The sequence below is a fragment of the Streptomyces sp. NBC_00454 genome (assembly GCF_041434015.1).
GTDB lineage: Bacteria > Actinomycetota > Actinomycetes > Streptomycetales > Streptomycetaceae > Streptomyces.
In genome coordinates, this window is record NZ_CP107907.1 from 3831174 (window position 1) to 3843356 (window position 12183).

Below are 12183 nucleotides of genomic sequence, written 5' to 3' on the forward strand. Positions count from 1 at the left end.
TTCAGATACTGATAGAGAACGAGAGGGTGCTCAACAGCGCGCCTACTTCACTCCGTAGCCGATCGACCGCATACAGCAATCGATGTTCCTGGTGCAGAGGGAGAGAAATCGCCATGGTCGCCGCTGTGTCTCCGGCGGTGATGGGGATGGCCGCGCACACCGCGCCCAGGGCGTATTCCTGCCGCTCGGTCACCGGCTGCATCCGCTCCATGGAGCCGATCCGCTGCTCCAGAGCCCGCAAGTCGGCCACGGTGTAAGGGGTGATGGCCTCGACCGGGTGGCGGTCGTAGTACTCCTTGCGCGTCTTCTCGTCGAGCTGGCCGAGCAGGCACTGCCCGATGGCGTGCGCGTGGCCGGTCTCGCGGAAATCGGCCCACTCCTCGCAGGCCGGATTGGCCGGGGTGTCCGATACACCCACGACCTCGATTTCACCCTCGCGGTAGACCGCGAAGTAGACGGGGGCCCCGACCGCGTCGCGGAAGTGCGCGAGGGAGTCGAGGATCATGCTGCGACGTTTCTGCTGGAGCCCGCCACCGGCCAGTCGGCCCGCGGCGTCACCCAGGACGAAGACCCCGCTCTCCCGACGCAGATAGCCCTCGTGCGTCAGGGTGCGCAGCAGGTGGTACGCGGTGGGAAGCGGGAGCCCGGCCTCGCGCGCCAGTTGTTTCGCCGGAGCTCCCTCGCTATGGGAGCCGACCGCTTCGAGCAGCCTCAATGCCCTCTGCACCGAACCGATCAGAGTCGGCACACCGGCACTGTGAACCGAAGACAAGAGCTCACCCCCAGGCGTGGCGGCGGGCCGTGGGGGGCCCGCCCTGCGGGGGCCGCCCCCGCGTGTGCCGTGACTCCTGGGGGTCGTGCTCGGCGGCTGTTTGAAAGAACCGCAGGTCAGGGCGGCAGTACCGGCTTTCGGTGCCCAGGGAACGGCACAGATTGCCACTCTATCCGCCGATTCCCGGGCTGTGAGCGGTTTAGGGCTTCACGTTCCCTCACCTGGGTTAATCACGGTGTTGCCCGGGTTGCCCAAGTTCTACCAGTCCCCGGAGGAGGACTTCGTCCCGCTGCCGGTGAACTTCTTGACGATGAAGATCAGGCCGCCGACGAGGGCCACGAAGAGGAGCGCCTTGAACACGAAGCCGATCAGCGTCGCCAGGATCGTGGTGATCACACCGCCGAAGACGAGCAGCACCAGCAGCGGCACGGCGACCCACTTGACCCACCAGGGCATGCCCTCGAATATCCCTCGGATGCCTTCCATGTCCCCAACCTCTTCCCTGTCCGCGTCCTTGTCCGTGACTTCCTGCTCTCGATGCTAGGAGGCCACGGCTCCCGGCGGGGGCCCGCGAGCCCTCGGAGTCCCCTGATCCGCCCCCTAGGGGGACCGGGCTCCCGACCCTCACTTCCGCGGTCCGTTCACCCTTCTGGCGGAGAGAAGACCACCATCACTTTGAGGTTCTCGGTGATGTGGTGGAACTTGTGCGGCACTCCGGCCGGCACGTAGACCACGCTCCCGTTCGCCACCGTCGTCGTCTCCTCCCCGACGGTGATGGAGGCCCGGCCGCTCACGACGAAGTACACCTCGTCCTGGCCGTGCGGCTGCTGCGGGTCGCTCTCACCGGCGTCCAGCGCGTAGAGCCCCACCGACATGTTCCGCTCGCGCAGGAACTGGAGATAGGCGCCCTCGTTCGCGGCCCGCTCGGCCTCGAGCTCGGTCAGCCGGAAGGCCTTCATCGTCTTTGTACCCCTTGTGCTCTCTCGTGCCCTGACCATCCGCAGATCAGCTGATGTTCCACGGGGATCATCTCTGCAACGATCGGACACATGACGAATTTCGTAGTCAAGACAGTGGCCAACGCCGCGGCCCTCGCCGTCGCCATCTGGCTCCTCGCGGGCATCACTCTCGACGACGGCAGCAGCATGGGCCGCCGCACCCTCACCCTGATCCTGGTCGCGCTGATCTTCGGCGTGGTCAACGTCATCGTCAAGCCCGTGGTGAAGCTGCTCTCGCTGCCGCTCTTCATCGTCACCCTCGGCCTGTTCACCCTCGTGGTGAACGCGCTGATGCTGATGCTGACCTCGTGGCTGGCCAAGCAGTTCGACCTCAGCTTCCACGTGGACAACTTCTGGACCGCGGTGGTCGGCGCCCTCATCATCTCCATCGTCTCCTGGGCCGTGAACATGGTCCTGCCCGACAAGAACTGAAGCGGGCGCCCATGTACCGCGTGTGCTTCGTCTGCACCGGCAACATCTGCCGCTCGCCCATGGCCGAGTCCGTCTTCCGCTCCCTCGTAGCCGATGCCGGGCTCGCGGACCTGGTCGAGGTCGACAGCGCGGGCACCGGCGGCTGGCACGAGGGGGCCGGCGCCGATCCGCGCACCGTCGCGGTCCTGGAGGCCGCCGGGTACGAGCAGGCCCACCGGGCCCGGCAGTTCCGCAGCTCCTGGTTCGCCGGTCTGGACCTCGTCATCGCGCTCGACGCCGGGCACCTGCGGGACCTGAGGGCGCTGGCTCCCACGCCGGAGGACGCCGCCAAGGTCCGGCTGCTGCGGTCCTACGACCCTGCGGCCACGGCCTCTCAGGGAGACGTACCCGATCCCTACTACGGGCCCTTCGGCGGATTCGAAGAGTGCCTGGAACTGGTCGAGGCGGCCGGCCCCGGCCTGCTGGACGCCGTACGCGAAGCCGTGAAGGAGCACACCCCATGAGCACACCCGACAGCGCTCCGGCCCGGGCGGAGCGGCTCGGGGACGGCACCGTCGCCGTCCGCGCCGGTCTGCCCGAGCCGGCCAAGAACGAGCCGACGCTGCCCGGTCCGGTCTTCGCCGCCCACTTCCACCTCCCCGGCGAGGTCGAAGGCCCGTACACCTACGGGCGCGAGACCAACCCCACCTGGACCCTGCTGGAGCGGGCCATCGGGGAACTGGAAGCCCCCGGCCAGGAGGGCGTGGACACCGTCGTCTTCGCTTCCGGCATGGCCGCGGTCAGCGCCGTCCTGCTCTCCCAGGCGCGGGCCGGCGACACCGTGGTCCTGCCCGACGACGGCTACCAGGCCCTGCCCCTCGTACGGGAGCAGCTGGAGGCCTACGGGGTCCACGTGCGCACCGCCCCCACCGGCGGGGACGCCCAGTTGGCGGTCCTCGACGGAGCCCGGCTGCTGTGGCTGGAAACCCCGTCCAACCCCGGGCTCGACGTCTGCGACATCCGGCGCCTCGTGGACGCGGCCCACGCGGGCGGCACCCTGGTCGCCGTCGACAACACCCTCGCGACCCCGCTCGGCCAGCGTCCCCTGGAGCTCGGCGCCGACTTCTCGGTGGCCAGCGGCACCAAGGGCCTCACCGGCCACGGCGACCTGCTGCTCGGCTACGTCGTCTGCCGCAACGCCGAACTCGCCGCGGGGATCCGCCGCTGGCGCAAGGTGGTCGGCGCGATCCCGGGCCCCATGGAGGCCTGGCTCGCCCACCGCTCCCTGTCCACCATCCAGTTGCGCTGCGAGCGCCAGTGGACCAACGCGCTCGCCGTCGCCGAGGCCCTCTCCGGCCGTGCGGACGTCTCGGGGCTGCGCTACCCGGGCCTGGCCTCGGATCCGTCCCACAAGACGGCCGCGGGCCAGATGCGGGGCTTCGGATCGGTGGTCTCCTTCACCCTGGCCGACCGCGCGCATGCGGAACGGTTCATGGCCGCCACGCGTCTCGTGGAGGACGCCACGAGCTTCGGCGGGGTGCGGTCCACCGCGGAGCGGCGCGGGCGGTGGGGCGGCGACGCCGTGCCGGAGGGGTTCATCCGCTTCTCCGCCGGGGCCGAGGACACCGAGGACCTGGTCGCGGACGTGCTGCGGGCCCTCGACGTGGCGGGTTCCACGGCCTGATCAGCCTGCCGGAAGGCGGTCCGGGTCTGCCGCCCGGTGACCCGGACCGCCCGGCTCGCGCCCCGGCGCATTTCGCCGCCATGCGTTTCAGAAGCGGAAGTCTGGGCCACTCTTCTCCCATGACCGAACGTCCCGTGGTCAAACGCACCGCCCGCGCGATCCTGCTCGACGGTGACGACCTGATCCTCATCAAGCGCACCAAGCCCGGCGTCGATCCCTACTGGCTCACTCCCGGCGGGGGCGTGGAGCCCTCGGACCTGACCGTCGTCGACGCCCTCCACCGAGAGATCCACGAGGAACTCGGCGCGAAGATCACCGATGTGGTGCCCTGCTTCGTCGACACCGTCGAGCACATCGCCGACCGGGGGGTGACCGGCGTCAAGGTGCAGCACTTCTTCGTCTGTCATCTCGAATCCATGGATCCCAGCCAGCGCCACGGGCCCGAGATCGAGGAGCCGGAGGGCGAGTACGAGATCGTCCGCGTGCCCTTCAGCCGCGTGGGCATCGCCGCCGTCCACCTCGTCCCGCTGTCTCTGCGCCACTACCTCGACGGCAACATCGAGGGCGTGCGCGCGATGCACGCCCCCGACCTGGGCTGACCCTCCGAACCGATCGCGGGCGCCGGCCGGAATCAGCCGGCGACGCCCGCCAGTTCCTCCACCTCGTCGTGGCGGATGCGCTCCCCGGGGATCCCGATCCTCTTCAGCGCGTCCACCCCGCTGCGGATCATCGCGGCCGGCCCCGAGACGAACGCGTCGTACGAACTCCAGGGCCCGTGCTCGCCGATGGCCTCCGGCAGCTGTCCGGCCAGTCCGTCCGCGCACACCACCGGGCGCACCGACAGCCACGGATGCGAGCGCTGCAGACCCAGCAGGGTGTCCTTGTCGTAGAGGTCGTGGTCACTGCGCGCTCCGAAGAACACCTCCACCGGGCGCCGTTCCCCGTGCTCGGCCACATCCTCGATCAGCGCCTTGATCGGTGCTATGCCCGTGCCGCCGCCCAGGCAGATCATGCCGTTGTCGGTGCTGTGGTCGACCACCATGGAACCGGCAGGCGGCCCGAGCCGCAGTACGTCACCGGGCCGGGCGTGGCGCACCAGCGCGTTGGAGACCCATCCCGCCGGGACCGCCTTGACGTGGAAGGACAGCAGCCCGTCCGCACGGGGGGCCGAGGCGAAGGAGTAGTGCCGCCAGACCCGTGGCCACCACGGGGTCTCCAGGCTCGTGTACTGGCCCGCGAGGAACGGGTACGGCTGGTCGGGGCGGACCGTGAGCACCGCGATGTCCGAGGTGCGCAGATCGTGGGAGACCACTTCGGCGTGCCACCACGGCGGCGCCTTGGTGTCGGCCTCGGCCGCCGCGTCGATCATGATCTGGGAGATCGCGGTGTACGCCCGCGCCCAGGCGGCTTCGGTCTCCGGCCCCCAGCTGTCCTGGGCGTACCGGGCCAGTGCCCCGATCAGGGCCTCGCCCACCGGCGGATAGTGGCCGGGCTGGGTCCCGTACTTGCGGTGCCCGCTGCCGAGCCGGCTCAGGTACGCGGTGAGCACCTCGGGATGGTCGATGTGCTCGGCGGCGGTCAGCAGCGCCTTCAGCAGCCGGTCCCGCTGGGTGTCCATGGCGGCGGGGAACATCCCCCGCAGATCCGGGTGCGCCGTGAACACCAGGGCGTAGAAGTAGGAAGTCACCTTGTCGGCGACGGGTGCGATTTCCGCGAGGGTCCGGCGGATGAGCACGGCATCGGGGGAGGGTGCGGGAGAAGCCTCTGGCGCACTGCCCCCGGACGGTATCCGGGCGGTCCTCCGTCTTGCCGATCTGGTGGGCGGAGCGTCCATGCGGTGCCTCGCTTCGAGCATCTCGGTAGGTCTGCACACGCCACGGCCTTCGAATCCGTGGTTCCGGGTTCCACAGCGTGCCAGTCCGCCCCAGAGCTTGCGGGGAAATGCGGGAAATCCGCGTTTCGAACCCACTTTCCCCTTAAGATGCCTCAACTCCCGTGCGCGCCACCCCTGTCAGCTGGTATGCCTCCCGCAGATCACGACCCTCGTAGACGTGCGTCGCCTTCTCCACGAGGTACGGCCGGGCGTTCACCGCGACCGAGCGCGGGACGGCCTCGAAGAGCGCCACGTCGGTACTGGAGTCCCCGTACGCGACACAGTCGCTCCGCTCCACCCCGAACTGCGCACACAGCCGGTCGGCGACGGTCACCTTGCCTTCCGGCGTCAGGATTCCGGCCATGTCCACCGGCCGTGTGAACGGAACCTCCGGGAAGACCGAACCGTGCGCGGCATGCGCGCCCCACTCCAGCAGGAGCTCCACGAAGAACGAGGGCGACAGCGAGATCACCGCGCAGTAGTCCCCGCGTTCCCGGATCTCCTGCCATACCTCGCGGATGCCCGAAATCCAGGGCGCCCCCTCGAACGCGGCCCGCACATGTGCCGGGGTCAGGTCCGTCCAGAGCTTCTGGGCGGCCAGCGAGAACTCGTGCGGCCCGATCTCCCGCGCCACGAAGGCACGCTCCAGTTGGGCGATCTCGTCCGTCAGTCCGAGCTGACGGGAGATCTCGACGGGGGCCGCCGATCCGTACATCAGCGTTCCGTCGAGGTCGAAGAGGTGCAGGAGGGTCATAACCGTCGAGGCTAGTGGCTCCGTTTCACGTGAAACAGCGTGTTTCACGTGAAACATCGGCCGGTTCCACCTTCCCCACCTCGATGTTTCACGTGAAACATCGAGCCCAAATTCCCTGGACCGGGGCCCGGCCGATGAACCAGTCTGGGGCTGTGACACCACCCCTTCTCACCGCCCTGCCGATCCGCGCACTGACTGTGGACGACCTCCCCCACTGCGCCGATCTCTCCGAAGACCGCGGTTGGCCCCGCGAGGATCACAAGTGGGGGCTCCTGCTCTCCGCCGGCCACGGCTACGGCATCGAAGCCCCGGACGGACGGGGGCTTGCCGCGGTCTGCGTGGTCACCCGGTACGGACCCGACCAGGCGGAGCCCGAACTCGCCGCCATCGGCATGGTCCTGGTCGCCGACCGCTACGCCCGCCGGGGTCTGGGCAGACACCTGATGGCCTACATCTGCGACGACCTCCTCAAGGGCATCCCCCTCACCCTGCACGCCACCCCGTACGGCCGCCCCCTCTACGAGGAGCTCGGCTTCGACACCACGGGGCGCGCCGAGATGCTCCGGGGTGCCTTCCGCCCGGATGCCGATGCCCCCACGCCGGGCACCGTCCCGGTCCGGCCGGCCACCGCCGAGGACATCCAGCGGATCCTCCGGCTGGACGGGGAGGTCTTCGGCACCGACCGGACGCAACTGATCACCCGGCTGCCCGCCTTCACGGACCGGCTGCTCGTCGCCGAGGACACCGCCGGCGAGCTGATCGGCTACGGCGCCATCTGGCCCAACATGGAGACCCATGTCATCGGGCCGCTGGTCGCCCGGGACACCGCCACGGCCCAGGCTCTGGTCACCGCCCTGGCCGCCGCCACCGACCGCCCCCTGCGCACCGATGTCGACGTCCGCCATGAAGAGCTGCTGGGCTGGCTCAAGGAGCGGGGCCTCGGCTCCGTTGCCTTCAACGCCGTCATGACCCGGAACATCCCCGGCCTGCCCGGTGACTGGACCCGCCGATGGGCCCCGCTCACCGTGGCGGCAGGGTGAACGAGGAGCACCGCACCATGACCGGAGAAGACTCCGACCTGATCATTCGCCCGGCCGGCGAGGAGGATCTGCCCGCGATCGTCGCGATGCTGGCCGACGACCCACTCGGCATGACCCGGGAGTCCCCGGACGATCTGTCCCCCTACCGGGCAGCCTTCGAACGGCTGGCGGGCGATCCGCACCAGCACCTGGTCGTCGCCGTCCGCGCGGGCCGCGTCGTCGGCACCCTCCAGCTGACGATCGTCCCCGGACTCTCCCGCAAGGGAGCCACGCGTTCGATCATCGAAGGCGTACGCGTCCATACGGACGAGCGGGGCAGCGGCCTCGGCACCCGGTTCATCGAATGGGCGATCGAGCAGTCCCGTGCCGAGGACTGCAACCTCGTCCAGCTCACCTCGGACATGGCCCGCACCGACGCCCACCGCTTCTACGAGCGGCTCGGCTTCACCGGCTCCCACCTCGGGTTCAAGCTCCAGCTCTGAACCCGCCGTGCGTAGGCCGGGCCACTGTCTGCGGCCCGGCCTACGATCGGGAGGATGAGACTTCCCCTCGTCACCAACGCCGAGCGCCGGAACCGGCTCGGCCGCCGGCACCGGCTCGCGCCGTCCGCCCGCGCCGCCGATGTGCCGCAGGTCGCGGACGCCGTCATCGCCCTGCACGCCACCGACGCCTCGACGGTCTTCCTCTCGGCCCGCGCCCGGCTGAGCGAGGGCGAGGCCTCCGTGATCGAGCGGGCCCTCTACGAGGACGTGAGCCTCGTGCGGCTGCTCAGCATGCGCAACACGCTCTTCGCCGTCTCCACCGAACTCGCGCCGTACGTGGACTCCTCCACGGCCCGGGCCATCGCCACCAAGGAGCGCCGCACGCTCCTCAAGCACCTCCAGGAGGACGGCCAGGGTCTCGACGCCGACTGGCTGGCGCGGGCCGAGAGCGCCACGCTGGACGCGCTCGACACCCGGGGACCGTCCACCGGCAGCCAGCTCTCCGCCGCCGTCCCTGACCTGCGACAGAAGATCACCGTCTTCCGGGGCAAGAAGTACGAGACCGAGACGGGTGTCGCCACCCGCGTCATCCGGCTGCTCGCCGCCGACGGCCGTATCCGCCGCGACCGGCCCCGGGGGTCGTGGACCTCCAGCCAGTACCGCTGGGTGCACACCGAGCCCTGGCCAGCCATGCCCCCGGCCGAGGCCCGCGCCGAACTCGCCCGTCGCTGGCTGCACTCCTACGGCCCGGCCACCGAAGCCGACCTCAAGTGGTGGACCGGCTGGACCCTCACCGATACGCGCAAGGCCCTCGCGGCCGTCGGCCCCGACGAGGTCCGGCTGGAGGACGGCTCCACCGCCCTCGTCGGTCCCGGTGACTTCGGCCCCGAGCCCGCCCCGGAGCCCTGGGCCGCCCTGCTGCCCGCCCTGGACCCCAGCGCGATGGGCTGGGCGGACCGTGGCTTCCACCTGGACCCCGCGCACCGGGCGGCCCTCTTCGACTACGCCGGCAACATCGGCCCGACCGTGTGGTGGAACGGCGAGATCGTCGGCGGCTGGGCCCAGCTCCCCGACGGCCGGATCGTGCACCGGCTGCTCGCGGATCCGGGCCGCTCCGCCGGGAAGGCGATCGCGGCGGAAGCCGAGCGGCTCGGCTCCTGGCTCGGGGACAGCCGTATCACCCCGCGTTTCCGCACCCCGCTGGAGCGTGAACTCGCAGCGGGGTGAGGGCGGTCCGGCAGCGTCAGCCGATGCCCCGCCAGCCCTGCGGGTCGACCCCGCCGGGTACCGGAGCCCCGGTGTCGTACGGCTCGCGGGTGAACACGAACGAGGCGAGGTCGAGGTGGCTCACCGACCCGTCCGGCCGTCGCACGGCCCGCAGCGACTCGCCCGCGTAGTAGCCGTTCAGGCCCGTCCAGCTGCCGTCCGGCTCCGCCCGGAAGCGGGCGGAGCGCCCGTTGGCGGCCACCGGGCCCAGCTCGAGGAACCCGTCGTAGGTCAGCCGGACGGCCTGCGCCGACGTACCCCAGTACCAAGGGCCGCACAGCTCCAGGGCGACCGGATCGGCCTCCCGGAGCGGCCGCCAGGGCTCGGGAAGGCGCGGCTCGGCCTCCGCGACGATCGCCACCAGATCGGCGGCCAGCGTGGAGACGGGCAGCCCCGAGGTGCAGTTGGCCAGCACCACCGCGGCCACGTCCTCCGCCTCGCTCAGCCACAGGCAGGCCACGAAGCCCGGGAGCGAGCCGGTGTGCCCGGCGAGCCTGTGCTCGCCGTACTGCGTCAGCTGCATCCCGAGCCCGTAGCCGAGGTCGGCGAGACCGGGCTCCGGGGGAGTGGCCGACGTCCGCATCTCCCGTACCGACTCGGCGCTCAGCACGCGCGCGTCGCCCCGTACGAGGAAGGCCGCGAACCGTGCCAGGTCACCGGTGGTGGACCACAGCTGACCGGCCGGGGCCATGAGCCCCAGGTCCTCCGCCGGTTCGGGCATCATCACATCCGCCCACGGGTGCACCGCCCAACCGCCCGCGGCCGGGGCCTGCGGCTGCGCCGCCGTGCGCGCCAGCCCCAGCGGCTCCAGCACCTCGGCCCGGAGCACCTCTTCCCACGGCTTGCCGCGCACGGCCTCCACGACCGAACCCAGCAGCGTGTAGCCCGGGTTGGAGTAGTGGTGGCGCCGGCCCGGCTCGAAGCGGAAGGGCTGCTCGCCGAGCACGTCCGAGAGCTCCGGCCGCATCGCGCCCGGCGTCCGCTCCCACCACTCGCCCGGCGTCTCGGCCGCCAACCCGCCCGTGTGGGAGAGCAACTGGCCGATGGTCACCTCTCCGACACCCGTGCCCGGCAGGAACTTCTCCACCGGATCACCGAGCGCCAGCAGCCCCTCGTCGCGCAGGCGCATCACCAGAACGGCGGTGAACGTCTTGGTGATCGACCCGATCCGGTACTGCACGTTCCCGTCGGGCCCGTGCCCCTCGACCATGGTCCGGGAGCCCTCCCAGACCACCTCTGCGCCCCGCACCACGGCCGCCACCAGAGACGGCGCCCGGCCTTCGCGCTGAGCGACGGCGATCCGCCGCAGGAGCGCGCGCCGGGTCGCGGGGAGCAGGACAAGATCTTCAGATACGGCATCCATGGGGCGGATGCTACGTGTTGGCCATGTCCACGAACCGCGAATAATGACCCTGGAAGGCGACGGTGATGGTGGCCGTCGGACCGTTACGGTGCTTCGCCACGATCAGGTCCGCCTCACCCGCACGGGGTGACTCCTTCTCGTACGCGTCCTCGCGGTGGAGCAGGATCACCATGTCGGCGTCCTGCTCGATCGAGCCGGATTCACGCAGGTCGGAGACCATCGGCTTCTTGTCGGTGCGCTGTTCGGGACCACGGTTCAGCTGGGACAGCGCGATCACCGGCACCTCCAGCTCCTTGGCCAGCAGCTTGAGGTTTCGGGACATGTCCGAGACCTCCTGCTGGCGGCTCTCGGGACGGCGCGAGCCGCCCGACTGCATCAGCTGGAGGTAGTCGATGACCACGAGCGAGAGGTCGTTGCGCTGCTTGAGCCGGCGGCACTTGGCCCGGATCTCCATCATCGACAGGTTCGGGGAGTCGTCGATGTAGAGGGGGGCCGCGGAGACGTCCGGCATCCGGCGGGCCAGCCTGGTCCAGTCGTCGTCCGTCATGGTGCCCGAGCGCATGTGGTGCAGGGCCACCCGGGCCTCCGCCGAGAGCAGGCGCATCGCGATCTCGTTGCGCCCCATTTCGAGGGAGAAGATGACGCTGGGCAGGTTGGCCTTGATGGAGCAGGCACGGGCGAAGTCCAGCGCGAGGGTGGACTTACCCATGGCGGGGCGGGCCGCGATGACGATCATCTGGCCGGGGTGCAGACCGTTGGTCAGCGAATCCAGGTCCGTGAAGCCGGTCGGAACGCCCGACATCTGGCCGCTGCGCGAGCCGATCGCCTCGATCTCGTCGAGGGCGCCTTCCATGATGTCGCCCAGCGGCAGGTAGTCCTCGGAGGTCCGCTGCTCGGTGACGGCGTAGATCTCGGCCTGGGCACTGTTGACGATCTCGTCGACGTCTCCGTCGGCGGCATAACCCATCTGCGTGATCTTCGTACCGGCCGCGACCAGCCTTCGCAGGACGGCCCGCTCGTGGACGATCTCGGCGTAGTACTCGGCGTTCGCCGCGGTCGGGACGGACTGGACCAGCGTGTGCAGGTACGGAGCCCCGCCGACCTTGCTGATCTCGCCGCGCCGGGTCAGTTCGGCGCTGACGGTGATCGGGTCGGCCGGCTCGCCCTTGGCGTACAGGTCGAGGATGGCCTGGTAGATGGTCTCGTGCGACGGGCGGTAGAAATCGTGGCCCTTGAGCACCTCGACCACATCGGCGATGGCGTCCTTGGACAGCAGCATGCCGCCCAGGACGGACTGCTCGGCATCGAGGTCCTGCGGCGGGACGCGCTCGAAGCCGCCCCCTCCGCCGTCCCAGGAGCCCGACTCGCGCCCTCGGTCCTGCTCATCGTCCCCGCGGCCGCGGCCTTCGCCGTTACGGCGCGAACGGGCGGGCAGACGGTCACCTGGACCGCTGTCGGCCCAGGGGTCGTCCATGGGCTCGGGCATGCTCACCGGGCCACCTCCTCCCGTCCGCAACGCGGACATCGCCGTGCCACTCTT

General features: G+C 70.4%; 14 protein-coding genes. 7 read left to right on the top strand and 7 right to left on the bottom strand.

What is annotated here, in order from left to right:
• Position 1: 1 nt before the first annotated feature.
• The 3 genes from OHU74_RS17785 to OHU74_RS17795 form a co-directional block, all read right to left on the bottom strand.
• Positions 2-772, bottom strand: a complete 771-nt coding sequence (locus tag OHU74_RS17785; protein ID WP_371616815.1) for an IclR family transcriptional regulator — start codon at positions 770-772, stop codon at positions 2-4.
• A 258-nt stretch (positions 773-1030) separates the two neighbouring features.
• The gene (locus OHU74_RS17790) at positions 1031-1249 is read right to left on the bottom strand and encodes a DUF5326 family protein (RefSeq protein WP_371619722.1); all 219 of its coding nucleotides are present in this window, start codon (positions 1247-1249) and stop codon (positions 1031-1033) included.
• A gap of 164 nt (positions 1250-1413) precedes the next feature.
• Positions 1414-1731 carry a cupin domain-containing protein gene (locus OHU74_RS17795; protein WP_330297408.1) on the bottom strand — a complete coding sequence of 106 codons (318 nt, stop codon included), beginning with the start codon at positions 1729-1731 and terminating at the stop codon, positions 1414-1416.
• Positions 1732-1821: 90 nt separating this feature from the next.
• On the opposite strand from OHU74_RS17795, the gene OHU74_RS17800 reads away from it, so the two are divergent.
• The 4 genes from OHU74_RS17800 (at position 1822) to OHU74_RS17815 (ending at position 4464) form a co-directional block, all read left to right on the top strand.
• Positions 1822-2202: a phage holin family protein gene (locus tag OHU74_RS17800; protein ID WP_371616816.1), complete on the top strand. Its 381-nt coding sequence runs from the start codon at positions 1822-1824 to the stop codon at positions 2200-2202.
• 11 nt (positions 2203-2213) lie between these two features.
• Positions 2214-2705, top strand: a complete 492-nt coding sequence (locus tag OHU74_RS17805) for a low molecular weight protein-tyrosine-phosphatase (RefSeq protein WP_371616817.1) — start codon at positions 2214-2216, stop codon at positions 2703-2705.
• Positions 2702-3865, top strand: coding sequence for a cystathionine gamma-lyase (locus tag OHU74_RS17810; RefSeq protein WP_371616818.1), 1164 nt, complete (start codon positions 2702-2704; stop codon positions 3863-3865). Before OHU74_RS17805 ends, OHU74_RS17810 begins: the two co-directional genes overlap by 4 nt.
• A gap of 119 nt (positions 3866-3984) precedes the next feature.
• Positions 3985-4464 (top strand): NUDIX domain-containing protein, encoded by a 480-nt coding sequence (locus tag OHU74_RS17815; RefSeq protein ID WP_371616819.1) that lies wholly within the window; start codon positions 3985-3987, stop codon positions 4462-4464.
• A 32-nt stretch (positions 4465-4496) separates the two neighbouring features.
• On the opposite strand, the gene OHU74_RS17820 is transcribed toward OHU74_RS17815, so the two are convergent.
• Both OHU74_RS17820 and OHU74_RS17825 read right to left on the bottom strand, forming a co-directional pair.
• Entirely contained in the window at positions 4497-5783 is a 1287-nt protein-coding gene (locus OHU74_RS17820) for a globin domain-containing protein (protein ID WP_371619723.1), read from the bottom strand.
• 58 nt (positions 5784-5841) lie between these two features.
• A complete protein-coding gene (locus tag OHU74_RS17825) occupies positions 5842-6492 on the bottom strand; it encodes an HAD family hydrolase (protein WP_371616820.1) in 651 nt (216 codons plus the stop codon).
• Between the two features lie 152 nt (positions 6493-6644).
• Between OHU74_RS17825 and OHU74_RS17830 the strand changes: the two genes are divergently transcribed.
• Genes OHU74_RS17830 through OHU74_RS17840 form a run of 3 tightly spaced genes read left to right on the top strand, consistent with a single transcriptional unit; the run spans position 6645 to position 9241 of the window.
• Entirely contained in the window at positions 6645-7532 is an 888-nt protein-coding gene (locus tag OHU74_RS17830; RefSeq protein WP_371616821.1) for a GNAT family N-acetyltransferase, read from the top strand.
• Positions 7533-7549: 17 nt separating this feature from the next.
• Entirely contained in the window at positions 7550-8014 is a 465-nt protein-coding gene (locus OHU74_RS17835; protein WP_371616822.1) for an N-acetyltransferase family protein, read from the top strand.
• 54 nt (positions 8015-8068) lie between these two features.
• Positions 8069-9241 carry a winged helix DNA-binding domain-containing protein gene (locus tag OHU74_RS17840; RefSeq protein WP_371616823.1) on the top strand — a complete coding sequence of 391 codons (1173 nt, stop codon included), beginning with the start codon at positions 8069-8071 and terminating at the stop codon, positions 9239-9241.
• A gap of 16 nt (positions 9242-9257) precedes the next feature.
• On the opposite strand, the gene OHU74_RS17845 is transcribed toward OHU74_RS17840, so the two are convergent.
• Together OHU74_RS17845 and dnaB are read right to left on the bottom strand one after the other, a co-directional pair.
• Positions 9258-10643: a serine hydrolase domain-containing protein gene (locus OHU74_RS17845; RefSeq protein WP_371616824.1), complete on the bottom strand. Its 1386-nt coding sequence runs from the start codon at positions 10641-10643 to the stop codon at positions 9258-9260.
• Positions 10644-10653: 10 nt separating this feature from the next.
• On the bottom strand, positions 10654-12117 hold the full coding sequence (dnaB, locus tag OHU74_RS17850) for a replicative DNA helicase (RefSeq protein WP_371619724.1): 1464 nt from the start codon (positions 12115-12117) through the stop codon (positions 10654-10656).
• Positions 12118-12183: the final 66 nt, after the last annotated feature.